Source organism: Christiangramia fulva, assembly GCF_003024155.1.
Lineage (GTDB): Bacteria > Bacteroidota > Bacteroidia > Flavobacteriales > Flavobacteriaceae > Christiangramia > Christiangramia fulva.
In genome coordinates this window covers 2,570,019-2,587,830 of sequence record NZ_CP028136.1, presented here as the reverse complement: position 1 = coordinate 2,587,830, position 17,812 = coordinate 2,570,019, and the positions used below count along the sequence as shown (strand labels likewise).

Below are 17,812 nucleotides of genomic sequence, written 5' to 3'. Positions count from 1 at the left end.
TTAAAACATTATGTAATTTTTTAATTATACCTTTTCCTAATTATCGTGAAATGCTTAAATATTTACAACCTTTTATTTTCCTCTTTCTTATAGCCTCACCTGGACTTTTCGGGCAAAAAGTTAATAGCGCCTATCGCCTACACATAAAAAAAACCGCAACACCAGTAAAAGTTGACGGAATAATGGATGATAAGGCGTGGTCAAAGGCAGAAGTCGCTGATGATTTTTATATGATTCTCCCTACGGATACCAGTTATGCCGAGGTCCTCACTGAGGTAAGAATGACCTATGATCAAGAAAACCTTTATCTATTTGTGACCAATCACCACGGTATCCCAGGTCCCTATATAGTAGAATCATTAAGAAGAGATTTCTCCTTTTCCAAAAACGATAACTTTCTCCTGTTTATGGATCCATTCGATGATCAAACCAATGGTTTTTCCTTTGGAGCCAATGCAGCAGGAGCTCAATGGGATGGCCTGATGTATAACGGCGGATCTGTGGACCTGAGCTGGGACAACAAATGGACTTCAGTTGTAAAAAATTATGAGGATAAATGGACTTTTGAAGCAGCCATACCCTTTAAAAGTATACGATATAAAAAAGGAATTAAAGAATGGGGGATTAATTTTGGCAGAAATGATTTAAAGACTGCTGAAAAATCCAGCTGGGCTCCTGTGCCCCGGCAGTTTCCCTCAGCCTCCTTAGCCTATACAGGCACCCTGGTCTGGGACGAACCCCCACCATCCACTGGGCCAAATATATCTTTAATTCCCTATGTACTGGCTGGAGGAAGCAAGGATTTTAATACCCAGGACGGGGTAAAGAAGCGAAGTGAAGCTGGTCTGGACGCCAAAATTGGGTTAGGCTCTTCCTTAAACCTGGATCTGACAATAAACCCGGATTTTTCCCAGGTAGAGGTCGATCGCCAGGTGACAAATTTGGATCGGTTTGAACTATTTTTTCCGGAACGCAGACAATTCTTCCTGGAAAATGCAGATATAGTGGCCGGTTTCGGGTATGAAAATATCAGGCCCTTCTTCTCACGACGAATAGGTCTTAACGCTCCTATTGATTTTGGTGCCCGTCTTAGCGGGAACATTAGTGAGGACTGGAGGATTAATGCCATGAGTATGCAAACGGGAAAAGTAAATGATATCGGGCTTCCAGCTCAGAACTTCAGCGTTATAGGAATACAGAGACGTGTATTCTCCCGTTCCAACATCCGAGCAATTTTCGTGAATAAAGAATTGCTAAACTACTCCCCTGATCCCCCATCAGACTACCCGACCTACAACCAATTCAACAGAAACCTGGGACTGGAATATAACCTTGCTTCCGCCAATAATGTCTGGACTGGCAAAGCCATGATTTTAAAGTCTTTTAGCCCCCATGAATCACAACAAAATTTAATTCACGCCGCCAATTTACAATATACCAGTGGCCATCTTAACTTTAACTGGAGACATGAGTATATATCGGAAAATTACCAGGCTGAAGTCGGTTATATCCCGCGCACCGGTTACTACAAGATCAATCCTAGTATTGGCTATCTTTTTTTTGGAAAGAACAAATATATCCTAAACCATGGCCCCCAGTTAAGCACTTCAATATTCTTTAACAAGCACTGGAAGAATACCGAATATCTTACATTGTTTGAGTATATGCTGCGGTTTCATAGCCAAAGCGTTTTTAGGCTATGGGCAGAGAATAATTATGTGCAGCTGCAACAAGCCTTTGATCCTACTAATTTTAGTGGTGTTGAACTGGCTGCCGGTACTCGACATCAGTGGTACCGTTGGGGTGCAAAATTTAATTCTAAACCTCAGAGCCTTTTCACATATGCGTTATCATACAGTACAGGTGGATATTATGCAGATGGAGCGATGACTAATTACGCTGCCGAAATGGGGTATAGGTTTCAGCCGTATGTGGAAATCTCTCTTAACGCCACCTATAACGCTCTGGAACTACCGGAGCCATGGGGAGACACCAAGTTCTGGCTGGTTGGTCCACGCCTGGATGTGACTCTGACCAATAAGGTATTCTTTACGGCCTTTGCCCAGTATAATGAGCAAATGGACAACCTCAATCTAAATGGTCGCTTTCAATGGCGCTTTAGTCCGGCATCAGATTTATTCCTTGTTTATACCGATAATTACATTCCTTACCCAATTCAGGTGCAAAACAGAGCATTGTTACTTAAACTCACCTATTGGTGGAATTTATAATTTTGTACTGCAATCGATAAGTCAAATCTTTTATGAAGATTTTTTTCTTGTATAAGAAATAATAGAAAATACGAAGAACACGTATGGTCCCAAATTACATGACAGAAACAATACTTTGCTGTTGATCTCAAATTCTAAATTTAATACTTATCAAAATAACTCAACCAATTTATTCTTCTGGAAATAACAAACCTTTACTAATTTCCGTGTAACTTATATTGGTAAATCAGTCGTATAAAAAACATTAATTATGAATAGCATCTTAATTTTATTCAGCTCTATTGTCCTCAGTCTTTTTACAAATCCGCAGAAAGACGCTATTAAACCCACACCCGGTACTGTGACTACTTACTATCTCATCCGGCATGCGGAAAAAAATGGAAATGTTATGACAGGAAATCCCGATTTGACCGAAAAAGGCCTCAAAAGAGCAGAAAATTGGGCGAAGGTTTTTAAGGATGTTGATTTTGATGCCGTTTATAGTACGGATTTCATAAGGACGATCAAAACGGCTACACCTACCGCCAAAGCTCAGAACCTGGAGGTGAAATTATACGACCCGAAAAATCTCTACAGCGATGATTTTCAGAAAGCGACAAATGGAAAAACCGTTCTGGTAGTGGGACATAGTAATACTACTCCTAAACTCGCCAACGCGATCCTAAAAAATAAAAAATATCAGGATCTGGACGAAACGGAATTTGGTGCTTTATTTATCGTGGAGATTTTTGAAGATGGCACCCAAACAAGCAAAGTTCTGTATATCAATTAGAAATCCGGATTCAGGTTCACTTCGATATTTTTATTGCGTATATCAGAAACTTTAAAAAGCTGCCCTGCTTCATAAAGGTTGTCGAGTTTTGAAAGCTCAACATTTATATCGTTGTACCCATAATTTTGATAATCCACAAATCGTATTCCCTCGATCCTGCGCGGGTTAATAGCTTTCCGAAATCGCACCCCACCACCTTCGGTTTCGTAATTATAGGCGAGATAATCCACACCAAAATTTTGCGTGTCTATCCAGTAAAGATATTCGTCCTGGTGATCCTCACCTCCGCCCTGTTTATCAAAAGTTACTCTGATCTCATAATATTCCCGGCCTTCAATACTGTCCTTTCCAATAAGCTTTTTGTTCACGGCGGGATCATTTAATCCGTAAGGTAATTCCATGAAATAATGAACAGAATTTACCGAATTGGTATAAGCCTGCACCAGCGAATCGGGAAGTTCAATTTTACTTTCCCCAAGATATCTTGCAAATCCCTTATTGTCGAGAACATCGTGTATTTCTCCAAGTAAAGTATCTTTCTGAAACCTTTCTAACCTGAATTTTCCAGCTTTCCGGCTGCTTCGGTAGCTTATATTTCTAAAATCAAAACTGATTTCGGCATTTTCATACTTCTCTCCTCCGGCATTTTCAATGGCCTTATCCACGATCTCCTGTGCTGTTTCATTGCTTTTTTCACAAGAAATAAAAATCATTAAGATGAGTAGGATCTGTAGGTATTTCATTATTGAATTTTAACACCCAAAGATACATAATTAGAAAGGAAGCCGCTTTTAAGAATTTTAATTTCCCTTTAGTATGATATTCTTTGAAAGCTTGTATTTTTGTGGGTGTATGAAGAATAAAATCAACATAAAGAACCGTAAAGCCAAGTTCAATTATGAATTTCTTGATAAATATACGGCGGGCATCAAACTTGCCGGTACCGAGATCAAGGCAATTCGTGAAGGAAAGGCCAGTATAGCCGAGAGTTTCTGCGAATTCCAGGATCATGAGCTTTACGTGATCAATATGCATGTTGAGGAATATTCTCATGCCAGCCACTTCAACCACGATCCCAAAAGCGAAAGAAAGCTGCTGCTGCAGAAGCGCGAATTGCGAAAACTTGAGAAAGAAGTGACAAATTCGGGCCTTACCATTATTCCGCTAAGGCTTTTTATCAATGACCGCGGCCTTGCGAAAGTTGAAATTGCTCTGGCTAAAGGTAAAAAGCTTTACGACAAGCGGGAAACCATCAAAGATCGCGAAAGCAAGCGTCGTTTGGATCGTATTCAAAAAGAATACAGATAATTCTTTGAAGACTCTTTCGTTATTCCGTAAACCGAAAGACCGGCTTATGATCAAAAAGCTTTTGTGTTGTATTTTTATTTTCGCGGCCCTTCAGGTTCATGCACAAATTTCAGGAACGGTAAAAGATCAACAGGGAAATTCGCTTCCCTATGTGAATATCTATACTGAAAATGGCCAATTTGGAACTACAACCAATGACGAGGGCTATTATGAATTAAAGATCCCGGCACCGGGAAAATACACGCTTATTTACCAGTTCCTGGGCTATAAGACGCAGCGAAAAACTATTGATTACACGGGGAAACCTCAGCAAATTGATGTTCGCCTTGCCACAGAAAGCACCTCCCTGGATGAAGTCACGATCAATTCGGGAGAAAATCCGGCTATAGCGATCATGCGAAAAGCCGTAGAAAACCGAAAGAAAAATGCGGCGAAACTGGAATCTTTTACGGCCGATTTCTACTCCCGCGGACTCTGGCGTATCAAAAATGCTCCCGTAAAGATCCTTGGCCAGGAAGTTGGAGATCTTGGCGGCGGATTAGATTCTACACGAAGCGGAATTGTTTATTTAAGCGAGACCATTTCAAAGATCGCCTTTCAGAAGCCTGATGATTTCAAGGAAAAGATCATCGCTTCCAAAGTGAGCGGCGATGATAATGGATTCAGCCTGAACTCGGCACAGGAAGCCTATTTTTCATTTTATGAAAATACTCTTGAGATCAACAGTGAACTGGTCTCTCCCATCGCCGATTACGCTTTCAATTATTACCGCTACAAGCTGGAAGGAACCTTTTATGATGATCGCGGCAACCTCATCAATAAAATCAAAGTGATCCCAAAAAGAGATAACGACCGGATTTTTTCAGGATATATTTATATCGTTGAAGATCTATGGCAGATCTATGGTGTGGAATTGACCACCACGGGAAAAGCCGTTCAGGTACCACCCATCGAAGAGCTCGTCTTCAGGCAGAATTATAAATATTCCGAAAAGATTGACCGGTACATACAGATCTCGCAAAGCGTGGATTTCAGTTTTAAGATTTTTGGTTTTGGGGGAGACGGAAGGTTCACCGCCGTTTACAGCAATTACGATTTTACTCCCGGTTTTAATAAAAACAGCTTCGGAAGGGAGATTTTGAGTTTTGCAAATGCGGCCAATAAAAAAGATTCGCTGTATTGGAAGGAAATGAGGCCGGTGCCGCTCACTTCCGAGGAAATTGAAGATTATGTTAGGAAAGACAGCATTCAGGAAATCAGAAATTCGAAAAGCTATAAAGATTCGGTAGATGCAGTTCAAAATAAATTCAAACTTAGCGATGTGCTTTTCGGCTATGATTATTCCGATTCCTGGAATCACAGGAATTTCAGTATTAGCGCACCAGTTTCCGGCATTCATTTCAATACGGTACAGGGCTGGAACGGGAATCTGGAACTCAATTATACCCAGCGAAAAGGAGAAAATCAGCAGAACTTCTGGCGGTTATACACGAATCTGAATTACGGCCTAAGCGAAGAGCGCTTCCGCATTCATGGTGGATTTTTAAAGAAATTCAACAATTTTTCCAGGCCTTACCTGAGAATTGAAGGCGGAACCGCGATCGAGCAGATCAATAACAAGGAACCTATTTCTCCAATTCTCAATGATGCCGCGACCATTCTTTTCGAGCGAAATTATATGAAGCTTTATGAAAAAGATTATGCCAGTATTGGTTACAGCCAGGAGGTGATAAATGGTGTGCAATTATTTGGAGGTCTGGCCTGGGAAAAGCGTCAGGCGCTGGTGAATCATTCAGATCATATATTTATCGATCGGGAAGACGTGAGTTATACTTCCAATAATCCGCTGCAGCCCAATAATTTTAGCAGTATCCCCTTTGAGGATCACCGGCTTTTTAAATTCAATTTTTCTGCAGAGATCACCTTTGCTCAGGATTACATGAGCTATCCGGATGGGAAATACAATTCTTACGAAAATAAGTTTCCGAAAATCGAACTTTCCTGGGAAAAAGGTTTCGCCGCCAGCGATTCAAAATTCGAATATGGTCAATTCAATGCTAAGCTGAGGCAGGAAATAGCCGTGGGCAATAAAGGAACTTTTCGCTACCTGATTAACGGCGGAATATTTTCAAATGCTGAAGGAATCAGCCTGGTAGATTACCAGGATTTTAATGCAAATCAAACTCGAATCGCTTTTGGAAGTTATGTGGGAAAATTCAATTTGATGCCTTACTACGATTTCAGCACCAATCATAATTATGTGGAGTTTCATGCCGAGCATGATTTTCAGGGATGGATACTCGGAAAACTTCCGCTGATCAATAAGCTCAATTATAACTTCATCATTGGCGCTCATCGATTAACAACACAGGGCCGTGCTCCATATTCGGAATATTCTGTTGGTATTGATAATATCGGTTTTGGAAAATATCGATTTCTGCGGCTTGACTATGTAATTTCAGAATTCGACGGGTATCATCAAGGCGCCTTGATATTCGGACTTAAATTTTAAATTCTAGTCAAACTGAATGAAAAAAAGGCTGAAAATTTCAATTTTCAGCCTTTAATATTTTCAGTGGAATAAGTTCTACTCTTCCTCGTCGTTTTTCGCGTCTTTGTTTTTATCTTCTTTTTCAGCCTTGGAAAAATCGGTGATCCCATTTTCAATAAGAATATTGTACCACTGCACGATCTTTTTCATATCGCTGGCATACACCCTGTCTTCATCATAATCAGGCAAAATTTCAGAAAAATAGGCTTCCAGTTCATTTTTTGAAGATTTGTGGCTTATGGCTTCTCCCCCGTCTTCTTTTTCCTTTATCTTCTGCATCACCTCACCAAGCGGCACTTCTTCGGTATATGTATAAATAGCGATCTCGCTCAGGATACTCACGTTATGACGCATATTCACCGCGATCTTTTTGCCGTCCAGCAAAGATTTGGCAACGAATCCGCCACGCGTTTGTGCGGTAAGTTCATACAATCCCGGTTTTCCTGAAATAGCAAGAATTTTATCTAATCCCATAGTTTTTTATTTAGGTTGGCAAATATCAAATGCCGGAAGAAATTATCAAAGTTATATGCGGCCTTTTTTCAAATTCGGAAAGCGCATTTTGTAGTCTACCTTAATTTTTCCTTTGGAAATATTGGCGAGTTTGCTTTTTATCAGCCTCTTTTTCAAGCTCGAAATCTTATCGGTAAACAAAATCCCCTCGATATGATCGTACTCATGCTGAATAACCCTTGCTGCCAGGCCGGAAAAAGTATCGGTATGTTTTTCCCAGTTCTCATCAAGATATTCAATTTTGATCTCCGGTTTTCTGAAGACATCTTCGCGAATTTCTGGAATACTCAGGCAGCCTTCGCCAAAGGCCCATTCTTCGCCTTCTTCAGTAATTATTTGCGGATTGATGAAGACCTTCCTCATATTCTTTAATTCTTCCCGCTCTTTTTCGTCCAGTTCTTCATCTTCAGAAAATGGTTCAGGATCTATTATAAACATGCGAATAGGCAGCCCGACCTGCGGTGCAGCGAGGCCCACTCCGTAAGCATTATACATCGTATCCCACATGTTGTTTATTAATTCTTCAAGTTTCGGATAATCCTTTTCAATCGCTTTCGCCTTTTTTTTCAGTACAGGATCACCGTATGCTACAATTGGTAAAATCATTGTAATGTTTAATGTTTATTGTTTAAGGTCTAATTTCGATTTTCAGAGCCTTCCGCTGTTTTCCTGGAGGCTACAAAAATTGAAGTCAGCTCTTTTGCTTCTTTTAAAATATCTGAACATGCATCTGCGGAAAATAAATTTTCTTTTAAAAGAAATTCTATCCAAAATATGCATTCATCTGCTTCTTCTATAACGATGCTAATTTTAGCAATAAAAGAACGTTTTGTTTGTCCCAGGTTCGCCGCTCTGTAATTTGATGCAACCGAAGTTGAACACCTGATTAACTGCTGCCGGATATGATTTCCCAGCGTGTTAGGAGGTAAAGAAAGAGAAAGTTTCACACATTTATGAGCAAAATCGTTTGTACGAACTTTTAGATTTCTCTCCATTTGTTAATCATTAAACCTTCAACCTTAATCCTTACTCATAGAGCCAGGTTTGCAGGATGATGGTCGCGCTGATCTCATCTACCAAAGCTTTGTCCCGACGCTTCTTCTTTTTGAGTCCGCTATCGATCATACTCTGAACGGCCATTTTACTGGTAAAACGCTCATCCACCCGTTCCAGCGGCATATCAGGAAATTTTTCAGAAAATTTCTTCAGGAATTCCTGAATATAAACTTCACTTTCAGAGGGTGAATGGTCCATTCTCTTAGGTTCTCCCACCAAAACCCGTTCCACCTTTTCTTTTTTGAAATATTCTGAAAGGAAATTGATAAGATCAGGAGTTTGAACCGTGGTAAGACCCGAGGCAATAAGTTGTAGCTCGTCAGTAACCGCGATTCCTGTTCGTTTTTTTCCGTAATCCAGCGCTAAAATCCTCGCCATTTCAAAAATTTAAGCAAAGGTAAGGTTTATATTGGTTTGTCCATAAATATTGAAAGAGACTGTTATCTTTGAAAAAAAATCGAAAATGGAGCAGTTAAAAGCAAAAATTGAAGCGGCCTGGGAGAACCGGGAATTGTTAAAAGATAAGGAAACTACCGATGCGATTCGACAGGTGATCGAACTACTGGATAAAGGAGAATTAAGGGTTGCCGAACCGACAGAGGGAGGATGGCAGGTAAACGAATGGGTAAAAAAAGGAGTGGTTTTATACTTCCCTATTCAGAAAATGGAAACCCTTGAAGCCGGAATTTTCGAATATCATGATAAAATACCATTAAAACGAGGCTATAAGGAAAAAGGAATCAGGGTCGTGCCCAATGCGGTGGCCAGACATGGCGCCTATATTTCTTCAGGCGTGATCATGATGCCAAGTTATGTGAATATTGGTGCTTATGTAGATGAAGGAACCATGGTTGATACCTGGGCCACAGTTGGAAGTTGTGCCCAAATTGGCAAAAATGTACATTTAAGCGGCGGCGTTGGAATTGGAGGGGTACTCGAACCACTTCAGGCAGCACCCGTGATCATAGAAGATAATGCATTTTTAGGTTCAAGAAGTATTGTAGTTGAAGGCGTGCGTGTGGAGAAAGAGGCCGTGCTGGGAGCAAATGTGGTGCTTACAGGTTCTACAAAAATTATTGATGTTACCGGTGATGAGCCAAAAGAATTTAAAGGTCTTGTACCTTCGCGATCGGTGGTGATTCCCGGAAGCTATACTAAAAAATTTCCTGCCGGAGATTACCAGGTGCCATGCGCATTGATCATCGGGAAAAGGAAGGAAAGCACCAACAAAAAGACTTCTCTCAACGATGCGCTGAGAGAATATAATGTGGCGGTTTAATCCACACCTATCTCCCCAGGGAGAGGTTAATTGGAAATTGGAATGAAAATATTAGTGATTCAGCTGAAAATGATTGGGGATGTGCTTACATCCTCAATCTTATTTAAGGCCTTACGGGAAAAATATCCCAATGCCCGGCTGGATTACCTGATTTATGAACATACCAAACCCGTAATAGAGAATAATCCTAATATTGACAGGCTTATCCTTTTTAAACCTTCTGAACATAAATCGCTGGCGGGCCTTCAAAAACTGGCGAAAGAGGTTAAAAAAGAAAAATATGATGCGGTAATAGATGTGTATTCAAAGATCAATTCGGCGTTTATTACACTTCAAAGCAGTGCGAAAATCAGAAGTTCGTACCGAAAATGGTATACCCGGAATGCCTATACACATACCTTCCCTTATAAAAAAGACACGGAAACAATTGCCGGACTCGCCATAGAAAACCGGCTTCAGCTTTTGACGCCTATGGGAGATGATTTTCCAAAGGAGATTAAACCCCGGATATTTTTAAGGGATGAAGAAAAAATATGGGCTAAAGATCTTTTAAAGAATGCTGAAATCGACCGTTCCAAACGGTTGTTTATGATAAGCATTCTGGGCAGCGGACCGGAAAAAACGTATCCGGGTAAATATATGGCTTACCTGTTGGATTATATTGTAGAAGAAGCAGAACCTACTTTATTGCTTAATTACATCCCGAGTCAGAAAAAAGAGGTTGACGAAATTTTGGAACTTTGCAAAACAGCCACTCGCAAAGATATTCGAGCTGATATTGTAGGAAAAAATCTTAGGGAATTTATCGCTATTTGCTCCCAATGTGATGCACTGTTAGGCAACGAAGGAGGCGCGGTGAATATGGCAAAAGCACTGGATATTCCCACATTTTCTATTTTCGCGCCCCAGACACCAAGGAAAGAATGGGGACTTTATGAGAAATCGGAAAAAAATTCCAGTGTTCATCTTGAAGATTATTTTAAGGAGATTCTGGAAGACAAGGATAAAAAAGCACTGCGGAAAGAATCTAAAAATCTCTACCTGCTTCTGAAACCTGAATTATTCGAAGATGAGTTGAAAGAATTTCTACAAAAATTCAGTTAAAAGTTACTTCTTCCAAAATTTCAGTCGCTTTTTGAGTCGCTGTTTTTGATGAAAAGATTTCTGAAACTGATCGGTAAAAAACCACATTTTTTCGAAAACATATTCCGGTGATTCCTTAATCAAGCTGGCATACTCTTCGGCCATAATTCTGACCATTTTCTTGTGAGGAGTTAACCGGCAGAAATTTTTGATACGCTCTGTTTCATTCAAAGGTTTGAAAACCATTCGGTTTAGATCGACTAGAAAAAATTTATAGTCGCCATTATTTACCTGGATAAGCGTGTTTCCCGGCGAATGATCCAGGAAAAGAATATTTTTTTCATGCATCTCGAAGGTAAATCGGGTAAAGGCGCGTAGAATTTTCTCATGTTCGGGATAATTTTCGTCAATCACCAGTTCGCGATAAGTTAGATCATAAGGCAGATGGCGGCTTACATAAAAACTCTTTCCAAAAGCAAGAGCCGAAGTTTCCTCAGCAAAAGCCACCGGATCTGGGGTTCCGATCCCCTTTTTCTGCAGAACTCCCGCGTAGTAAAAAGATCGCTCGGCCTTTGATTTTCGAAAAAAGCGGTAAGCTACTTTATTGATCGCATTCGGGATCTTAAAAGATTTTATATTGAACTCTCTCCCATCAATTTTAAAAATCTTGATGGTATTCCTTGCCGGCACTTCAAGTCTATCACCTTCTTTGTCAAAGTTGGCGATGAGAGAAAGAATTTCTCCCCGGTATTTTTCATATTCTTTTGCGAATACTGTTTTCATACTACAAAACTACAATATTCAGCGTTTTTTGTATAAGCCGGAAGCCGGATTTGAAACAGCTTTCTTATTTTCTCATATCTTTACAAACATTTAAAACTTGTTATTTATGCTCAAAAAATTCAGTTTTAAATACAAAACAGGGCTCTCTGTAGGTCATTATCCTGCCCTGAAAGTACTGTAATATGCTGGATGTTAGCTGTATCATCATAAATTATAATACCTCCGGATTTACATTCGATTGTGTAAAATCTATTATTGAAAATCATGATCCCGATTTTAAATGCGAGATCATTGTAATTGATAATGCATCCCGACAGGAAGATTTCCAAAAGCTTGATCGGGACCTGAAAAGTCTAAAGGGCCTTCCTATTAAACATATTGGAAGTAAAATCAATATAGGTTTTGGTGCCGGAAATATGCTGGGGGTACAGGAAGCTTCTCCTAGCCGTTATTATGCCTTTATCAATAATGATACATTGATCACCGCAAAAAACACCCTGGAGGAACTTGCTCAATTCATGGATAATAATGCTGAAATTGCTGTTTGTTCCCCACAAATGCTAGATGAAGAAGGAAATTTTCGGGTGACCATAGACCATTTTTCAACTTTACAGCGGGAAATTTTAAAAAGGTCGTTTCTGGAGACTTTTTTTCCGAAAAAATATCTAAATCGGAAAAAATTCTATGATAATCCAACTCGTGTGGATTATGTACAGGGTTCGTTTTTATTTGTTGATGCTCAGGATTTTAATGATGTTGGCGGTTTTGATACAAATCTTTTTCTTTACTATGAAGAATCTGATCTTTGCCGACGACTTTTAAAACAAAAGGGAAAACTAACCTATTTATATCCGTATCTGACATACATTCATTACAAAAGTGCCAGTATAGAGAAGAATATTGCCATCAAAAAAGAACTGAAAATTTCATTGTTATATTATATTAGGAAGCATTTCGGATTTCTTGCTTACAAAGTACTACTCACTTATATGATTATCAGGTATTTCTTTACCTGCCTTGTCAAACCCAAATATTTCCCTCTTTTTAAAGTTTTATGGCGTGGCGCGCATTTATCGGATTCATTGAAACAGAAGCAGGTTATCATAAGATGACAAATAACTTTGAACTTATATTTTAAAATGAATGGAAGTACTTAAATTTTTTAAAAGAATTCTTACCTCTCCCATAAGATCTGAATACAAGGATTCTTCTTTAAATATGCTTCTTGATAAAAAGCAAAATCATAAGAAAATACTTAATATCTATAGAATCGATAAAAACAATGCCGGGGATTTTTTTTCAGCACCTTTCCATTATTATGAAGGGATAGAAAATATTCTGGATATTTATGGATATAAGTCTTCTTCAAAAAATGAGCGATACAAATGGGTTAAAAAAATTGCAGCAAACTCGATTATTGTCGGTGGTGGAGGACTTTTAAATAGAAAAAGTTTTAAACGCCAGTTGCAGACCTTCGAAAAATTGGCCAGTGACAATAAAAAAATAGTACTATGGGGCGTTGGCCATAATTCCAAGAAAAAAAAGGACTTCAATAATATGAGTTCTTACAATATTGATATTAAGAAATTTGGACTCGTTGGCACCAGGGATTATTCAATGCCTGGAGACTATGTGCCCTGCGTAAGCTGTAAACATGTAGTTTTTGACGACTCCTATGAAATTGAAGATGAAATTGGGATTATATTTCATAAAAAAACAATGAAAAATAAAGCTGTTTTGGGGAAATTTTCAGCTTATCCATCCATTTCCAATACAGCCGAAGTGGAAAAGATTGTAGCATTTATTGGCAGTAAAGAGAAGATCATTACAGACAGTTATCATGCAATGTATTGGTCGATGCTCCTTGGCAGGAAGGTCGCTGTTATCCCCAATTCTTCTAAATTCTTTGATTTTAAATATAAACCGGTATTTTCAGATTTTGAAAATTGTATCGCGGAGGTAAATAAAGCTACTTCTTATACAGGAGTACTTGAAGAATGCAGAGAACTGAATGATTCTTTTTATCAAAAAGTAAAAGAGTACCTGGATTTTTAAACTATTTTTAATGATGAACATTCTCCAGGTTTCCAGTGGTAAAAAAGTTGGAGGCGGCCAAAAACAGCTGGAAAATCTATGCCTAGAATTAAATGAGCTCGATAAGGAAGTTAAAACTTTTATTCTGTGCATAAAAAATTCAGATTTTGAGAAGTATCTTTCTAAGAAAGACCTCGAATTTGACTCAGCTCCTTTATCTTTTAATTTAGATCCTCGTTTTCTTAGAAAAATAATTTCGATCGTTAAAGAGAAAAAAATTGATCTTATCCATATCCATGGCTCCGCAGCATTAACTTTGTGCATTATTGCCACAAAACTGGCAAAACTTCCGCCTTTTGTTTTCAGCAAAAAGACTTCTTTTCCTATAAAAAACAGAAAACAGACCCTGTATAAATACAACCATCCTAACCTCAAAAAGATTCTCTGTGTTTCTGAAACTACCAGAAAAATCGCTTCGGAGAGCATTAAAGATCATTCTAAACTCGTTAGGGTTTATCATGGATCACGTATAAAAAATACTGACCCGCCGTTTGATCTTCGAAAAAAATTAAATATTTCAGAAGATAAAATCATCGTCGGAACCATTGCCAATCATATAAGGGCAAAAAACCTGGAAACATGGGTAGCAACAATCGCTGAAATTATCAATATCAGGAAATATGAAAATTTCCATTTTGTGCAAATAGGATCTTTTACTTCTAGAACAGAAAATCTACAAGAGGAAATAAAAAGTAAAGGTCTGGAAGCTTCAATTTCAATGCTGGGATTTGTCGAAGAAGCCTCTGCACTTATCCCTCAATTTGATATTTCACTGCTGACTTCCCAAAGCGAAGGCCTTCCCCAGTTTATCTTTGAAAGTTTCTTTTATAAAACCCCGGTGGTTAGTACCGCTGTGGGTGGAATTCCGGAAATTATCAAAGACGGCGAAAACGGATTTCTAACTGAACCGTTTAATTCGGAACAATTAGCCGATAAATTGATAGCTTTGCAGGAAAATCCGGAGCTTGGGAAAAAATTTTCGGAAAGATCGCATAAAATATTTCTGAATAATTTTACCAGCCGGAAAATGGCCGAAAATACACTGGCCGAATATAAAAAAGTAATCAATGGAAAAGTTTGATCAGGAAGTTCAAAACTGTTTGGATGTCATTAAAAAAGGAGGAGTGATTCTCTACCCTACCGATACGGTATGGGGAATTGGCTGCGATGCGACCAATGCCGACGCGATAGACAGGATCTACGAAATAAAAAAACGGGAAGAATCAAAAGCGCTGATTACGCTCGTTTCGAACTTTAAAATGCTGGAACAATATGTCGAGGAAGTTCCTGAAATGGCCTATGATATTCTGAAATATGCCAAAAAACCAACCACGATAATCTATGATAAACCAATCCGAATCGCAGATAACCTGGTTGGGGAAGACGATTCATTAGGAATTCGTGTGGTTCGCGACGCTTTTTGCTCAGAACTAATAAAAAAAATGAGAAGGCCTTTGGTTTCCACCTCGGCGAACATCAGTGGAGAACCTACTCCGGAATCTTTTGATCAAATAAGTCCGCAAATTTTAAAAGAAGTGGACTATGTAGTAAATTTGCAGCGTTCAAAAAAATCGTCAAAACCCTCGTCGATCATCAAATTGAGCAATGATGGCCAGGTGAAAGTGATACGCAAGTAAAGATGCCGAAACACCACAATTACAGCAAAGCATTACATCATAATATTTTCAGAATAATTTCGGAAGCAGCCGATGAACTTTCGGTCGATGCCTACGTGATTGGCGGCTTTGTTCGCGACCATATTCTCGAGCGCGGCGATCCTACCGATATCGACATTGTTGCCGTGGGAAGCGGAATTCAACTTGCTAAAAAAGTAGCTGATAAACTCCCGAAAAAAACTCCTGTAAAGGTTTTTAAAAATTTTGGTACGGCGATGTTAAAAGCTGATGATAAAGAGATCGAGTTCGTTGGAGCCAGAAAAGAAAGTTATCGCCAGCACAGCCGGAAACCCATTGTGGAAGACGGCACGCTTCAAGACGACCAGAACCGAAGAGATTTCACCATAAATGCCCTGGCCCTGAAACTGAATAGTGACGGTTTTGGTGAACTGCTTGATCCCTTCAATGGTTACGAGGATCTTAAGAAAAAGATCATTCGCACTCCGCTGGATCCAGATCTCACCTACTCAGATGATCCCCTGCGGATGTATCGTGCCATTCGATTCGCCACCCAGCTCAATTTCATTATTGAAGAGGAATCGCTGAAGTCAATTAGTCGCAATAAAGAACGGATCAGGATCATTTCGAAAGAAAGGATCGTTGATGAGTTGAATAAAATTCTTCTAAGCGATAAACCTTCCAAAGGTTTTGCTTTGCTTTATAAAACCGGCCTGCTGGAAAAGATCCTTCCTGAATTAACCGCCCTTCAGGGAATAGATGAAGTGGAAGGGCAAACCCATAAAGACAATTTCTGGCATACACTTGAAGTAGTCGATAATATTTCAGAAAATACCGATGACCTATGGCTTCGCTGGGCCGCTTTGCTTCATGATATCGGTAAAGCTCCAACAAAAAAGTTTCATAAAAAAATTGGCTGGACCTTTCACGGGCATGAATTCGTAGGTGCGAAAATGGTCTTCAAATTATTTAAAAGACTGCGGCTTCCATTAAACGAAAAGATGAAATTCGTACAAAAAATGGTGCTGCTGAGTTCCCGCCCTATCGCAATAGTTGATGATAATGTAACCGATTCGGCTGTACGAAGATTGATTTTTGATGCGGGTGATAATATTGAAGAGCTGATGACGCTTTGTGAGGCAGATATCACCACCAAAAATCCGAAACGCTACAGAAAATATCACAATAATTTCCAGGTCGTACGCGAGAAAATACAGGAAGTGGAAGAACGCGATCATGTTCGCAATTTTCAACCTCCGGTTAGTGGTGAAGAGATCATGGAAACTTTCAATATAAAACCAAGCCGGGAAGTCGGGCTTATCAAAGATGCCATAAAAGAGGCCATTCTTGAAGGGGATATTCCCAATGAATATCAACCAGCCCGGGATTTTATGCTGAAAAAGGGAGAAGACCTGGGCTTAAAAGTTCAAAACCAAACATAAATCAACCACCAACCAAATCAATGAGTTTTGCATACTTAATTTTACTTCAATGAAAGACAACAAAAAAGTAGTTTACTGGCTGCTGACCGGATGTTTACTGATTTTTCTAATGGTAATTGTAGGTGGAATTACCCGTTTAACCAACTCCGGCCTTTCAATTTCAAATTATAAACTTATTAGCGGTACCATTCCGCCGCTCAATCAGCAGGAATGGGAAGAAGCCTTTGAGCTTTACAAGCAATATCCCGAATACCAGAAATTGCATTACCACTTTAATCTTGAAGATTTCAAATCTATTTATTTCTGGGAATGGATCCACCGGGTCATTGGAAGGCTGATCGGGATTGTATTTTTAATTCCGTTCATTTATTTCCTAATCAGGAAGCAACTTTCCAAATCTACGATCAAAAAAGCCCTGATATTATTGGCGCTGGGCGCCTTCCAGGGATTTTTAGGCTGGTATATGGTAAAAAGCGGACTTGTGGATATGCCTTGGGTGAGCCATTACCGCCTCGCCGCCCACCTGACCACCGCTTTTATAACTTTTGCCTATACCCTTTGGGTGGCTCTTGACATTCTTTATCCGCAAAGAAAACACATTGATAAAAGCTTCAGAAACCTGGTGAGATTCGGGCTCGGGGTTTTGTTGTTGCAGATCATCTGGGGTGCTTTTGTCGCCGGACTCGATGCCGGTTTTATCCATAATTTCTGGCCCATGATGGCAGAAGGAAAACTCATTCATGAAACCGTTTATACCGAAAAATCACCGATTTGGAGAAATTTTATCGAAGGTAAAAGTGGGGTTCAGTTCATTCATCGATACCTGGCCTATATCGTGGTGATAGTTATAGCCTACATTTGGTACAGGGCAAAGAACCTTGAGCTTACGAATCCGCAGAAAAACGGAGTGAATTTTTTACTGGTAATGGTATTTGTACAATTTACCCTGGGAGTTCTCACGCTTATCTACGCAGTACCCATCTGGCTGGGAGTACTTCACCAGGCAGGCGCATTTTTGTTATTAACAGGAATGACTTTTACGCTGCACAGATTTAGTAAATAACTT

General features: G+C 39.4%; 18 protein-coding genes. 12 read left to right on the top strand and 6 right to left on the bottom strand.

What is annotated here, in order from left to right:
* Positions 1-50: 50 nt before the first annotated feature.
* Positions 51-2,231: a carbohydrate binding family 9 domain-containing protein gene (locus C7S20_RS11540; RefSeq protein ID WP_107012607.1), complete on the top strand. Its 2,181-nt coding sequence runs from the start codon at positions 51-53 to the stop codon at positions 2,229-2,231.
* A gap of 250 nt (positions 2,232-2,481) precedes the next feature.
* The gene (locus C7S20_RS11535) at positions 2,482-3,003 is read left to right on the top strand and encodes a histidine phosphatase family protein (protein ID WP_107012606.1); all 522 of its coding nucleotides are present in this window, start codon (positions 2,482-2,484) and stop codon (positions 3,001-3,003) included.
* Here C7S20_RS11535 and C7S20_RS11530 read toward each other — a convergent pair.
* A complete protein-coding gene (locus C7S20_RS11530; protein ID WP_107012605.1) occupies positions 3,000-3,746 on the bottom strand; it encodes a DUF6503 family protein in 747 nt (248 codons plus the stop codon). The two genes, C7S20_RS11535 and C7S20_RS11530, sit on opposite strands and share 4 nt — an antisense overlap.
* A gap of 109 nt (positions 3,747-3,855) precedes the next feature.
* Here C7S20_RS11530 and smpB point away from each other — a divergent pair, with 109 nt between their 5' ends.
* Both smpB and C7S20_RS11520 read left to right on the top strand, forming a co-directional pair.
* Positions 3,856-4,311 carry an SsrA-binding protein SmpB gene (smpB, locus tag C7S20_RS11525; protein ID WP_107012604.1) on the top strand — a complete coding sequence of 152 codons (456 nt, stop codon included), beginning with the start codon at positions 3,856-3,858 and terminating at the stop codon, positions 4,309-4,311.
* Positions 4,312-4,357: 46 nt separating this feature from the next.
* The gene (locus C7S20_RS11520) at positions 4,358-6,823 is read left to right on the top strand and encodes a DUF5686 and carboxypeptidase regulatory-like domain-containing protein (RefSeq protein ID WP_107012603.1); all 2,466 of its coding nucleotides are present in this window, start codon (positions 4,358-4,360) and stop codon (positions 6,821-6,823) included.
* Between the two features lie 75 nt (positions 6,824-6,898).
* On the opposite strand, the gene C7S20_RS11515 is transcribed toward C7S20_RS11520, so the two are convergent.
* From C7S20_RS11515 to ruvX, 4 genes are read right to left on the bottom strand one after another with little or no spacing between them, the layout of a single operon-like run.
* A complete protein-coding gene (locus tag C7S20_RS11515) occupies positions 6,899-7,336 on the bottom strand; it encodes a DUF5606 family protein (RefSeq protein WP_107012602.1) in 438 nt (145 codons plus the stop codon).
* A 51-nt stretch (positions 7,337-7,387) separates the two neighbouring features.
* Positions 7,388-7,981 carry a peptide deformylase gene (gene def, locus C7S20_RS11510; protein ID WP_107012601.1) on the bottom strand — a complete coding sequence of 198 codons (594 nt, stop codon included), beginning with the start codon at positions 7,979-7,981 and terminating at the stop codon, positions 7,388-7,390.
* 29 nt (positions 7,982-8,010) lie between these two features.
* On the bottom strand, positions 8,011-8,370 hold the full coding sequence (locus C7S20_RS11505) for a four helix bundle protein (protein ID WP_107012600.1): 360 nt from the start codon (positions 8,368-8,370) through the stop codon (positions 8,011-8,013).
* A gap of 31 nt (positions 8,371-8,401) precedes the next feature.
* Positions 8,402-8,809, bottom strand: a complete 408-nt coding sequence (gene ruvX / locus C7S20_RS11500; RefSeq protein WP_107012599.1) for a Holliday junction resolvase RuvX — start codon at positions 8,807-8,809, stop codon at positions 8,402-8,404.
* Positions 8,810-8,894: 85 nt separating this feature from the next.
* Between ruvX and C7S20_RS11495 the strand changes: the two genes are divergently transcribed.
* Both C7S20_RS11495 and C7S20_RS11490 read left to right on the top strand, forming a co-directional pair.
* On the top strand, positions 8,895-9,710 hold the full coding sequence (locus C7S20_RS11495; RefSeq protein WP_107012598.1) for a 2,3,4,5-tetrahydropyridine-2,6-dicarboxylate N-succinyltransferase: 816 nt from the start codon (positions 8,895-8,897) through the stop codon (positions 9,708-9,710).
* 42 nt (positions 9,711-9,752) lie between these two features.
* Positions 9,753-10,814: a glycosyltransferase family 9 protein gene (locus tag C7S20_RS11490; RefSeq protein WP_107012597.1), complete on the top strand. Its 1,062-nt coding sequence runs from the start codon at positions 9,753-9,755 to the stop codon at positions 10,812-10,814.
* A 3-nt stretch (positions 10,815-10,817) separates the two neighbouring features.
* Here the strand turns inward: C7S20_RS11490 and C7S20_RS11485 are convergent, their stop codons facing one another.
* A complete protein-coding gene (locus C7S20_RS11485; protein ID WP_107012596.1) occupies positions 10,818-11,576 on the bottom strand; it encodes a lipopolysaccharide kinase InaA family protein in 759 nt (252 codons plus the stop codon).
* Between the two features lie 182 nt (positions 11,577-11,758).
* On the opposite strand from C7S20_RS11485, the gene C7S20_RS11480 reads away from it, so the two are divergent.
* Genes C7S20_RS11480 through C7S20_RS11455 form a run of 6 tightly spaced genes read left to right on the top strand, consistent with a single transcriptional unit; the run spans position 11,759 to position 17,809 of the window.
* The gene (locus C7S20_RS11480; protein WP_107012595.1) at positions 11,759-12,688 is read left to right on the top strand and encodes a glycosyltransferase; all 930 of its coding nucleotides are present in this window, start codon (positions 11,759-11,761) and stop codon (positions 12,686-12,688) included.
* 31 nt (positions 12,689-12,719) lie between these two features.
* The gene (locus tag C7S20_RS11475) at positions 12,720-13,631 is read left to right on the top strand and encodes a glycosyltransferase family protein (protein WP_107012594.1); all 912 of its coding nucleotides are present in this window, start codon (positions 12,720-12,722) and stop codon (positions 13,629-13,631) included.
* 10 nt (positions 13,632-13,641) lie between these two features.
* Positions 13,642-14,751: a glycosyltransferase family 4 protein gene (locus tag C7S20_RS11470; RefSeq protein ID WP_227008999.1), complete on the top strand. Its 1,110-nt coding sequence runs from the start codon at positions 13,642-13,644 to the stop codon at positions 14,749-14,751.
* A complete protein-coding gene (locus C7S20_RS11465; protein WP_107012593.1) occupies positions 14,738-15,307 on the top strand; it encodes an L-threonylcarbamoyladenylate synthase in 570 nt (189 codons plus the stop codon). Before C7S20_RS11470 ends, C7S20_RS11465 begins: the two co-directional genes overlap by 14 nt.
* A gap of 2 nt (positions 15,308-15,309) precedes the next feature.
* Positions 15,310-16,746, top strand: a complete 1,437-nt coding sequence (locus C7S20_RS11460; protein WP_107012592.1) for a CCA tRNA nucleotidyltransferase — start codon at positions 15,310-15,312, stop codon at positions 16,744-16,746.
* A gap of 49 nt (positions 16,747-16,795) precedes the next feature.
* Positions 16,796-17,809 (top strand): COX15/CtaA family protein, encoded by a 1,014-nt coding sequence (locus C7S20_RS11455; RefSeq protein WP_107012591.1) that lies wholly within the window; start codon positions 16,796-16,798, stop codon positions 17,807-17,809.
* Positions 17,810-17,812: the final 3 nt, after the last annotated feature.

Excerpts from the sequence above, each read along its gene's own strand:
- C7S20_RS11495 (WP_107012598.1), top strand. The coding sequence starts at position 8,895 with ATGGAGCAGTTAAAAGCAAAAATTGAAGCGGCCTGGGAGAACCGGGAA.
- C7S20_RS11480 (WP_107012595.1), top strand. The coding sequence starts at position 11,759 with ATGCTGGATGTTAGCTGTATCATCATAAATTATAATACCTCCGGATTT.
- C7S20_RS11540 (WP_107012607.1), top strand. The coding sequence starts at position 51 with ATGCTTAAATATTTACAACCTTTTATTTTCCTCTTTCTTATAGCCTCA.
- C7S20_RS11475 (WP_107012594.1), top strand. The coding sequence starts at position 12,720 with ATGGAAGTACTTAAATTTTTTAAAAGAATTCTTACCTCTCCCATAAGA.
- C7S20_RS11485 (WP_107012596.1), bottom strand. The coding sequence starts at position 11,576 with ATGAAAACAGTATTCGCAAAAGAATATGAAAAATACCGGGGAGAAATT.
- C7S20_RS11505 (WP_107012600.1), bottom strand. The coding sequence starts at position 8,370 with ATGGAGAGAAATCTAAAAGTTCGTACAAACGATTTTGCTCATAAATGT.
- C7S20_RS11470 (WP_227008999.1), top strand. The coding sequence starts at position 13,642 with ATGATGAACATTCTCCAGGTTTCCAGTGGTAAAAAAGTTGGAGGCGGC.
- C7S20_RS11535 (WP_107012606.1), top strand. The coding sequence starts at position 2,482 with ATGAATAGCATCTTAATTTTATTCAGCTCTATTGTCCTCAGTCTTTTT.
- C7S20_RS11455 (WP_107012591.1), top strand. The coding sequence starts at position 16,796 with ATGAAAGACAACAAAAAAGTAGTTTACTGGCTGCTGACCGGATGTTTA.
- ruvX (WP_107012599.1), bottom strand. The coding sequence starts at position 8,809 with ATGGCGAGGATTTTAGCGCTGGATTACGGAAAAAAACGAACAGGAATC.
- smpB (WP_107012604.1), top strand. The coding sequence starts at position 3,856 with ATGAAGAATAAAATCAACATAAAGAACCGTAAAGCCAAGTTCAATTAT.
- C7S20_RS11530 (WP_107012605.1), bottom strand. The coding sequence starts at position 3,746 with ATGAAATACCTACAGATCCTACTCATCTTAATGATTTTTATTTCTTGT.
- C7S20_RS11465 (WP_107012593.1), top strand. The coding sequence starts at position 14,738 with ATGGAAAAGTTTGATCAGGAAGTTCAAAACTGTTTGGATGTCATTAAA.
- C7S20_RS11520 (WP_107012603.1), top strand. The coding sequence starts at position 4,358 with ATGATCAAAAAGCTTTTGTGTTGTATTTTTATTTTCGCGGCCCTTCAG.
- C7S20_RS11490 (WP_107012597.1), top strand. The coding sequence starts at position 9,753 with ATGAAAATATTAGTGATTCAGCTGAAAATGATTGGGGATGTGCTTACA.
- C7S20_RS11460 (WP_107012592.1), top strand. The coding sequence starts at position 15,310 with ATGCCGAAACACCACAATTACAGCAAAGCATTACATCATAATATTTTC.
- def (WP_107012601.1), bottom strand. The coding sequence starts at position 7,981 with ATGATTTTACCAATTGTAGCATACGGTGATCCTGTACTGAAAAAAAAG.
- C7S20_RS11515 (WP_107012602.1), bottom strand. The coding sequence starts at position 7,336 with ATGGGATTAGATAAAATTCTTGCTATTTCAGGAAAACCGGGATTGTAT.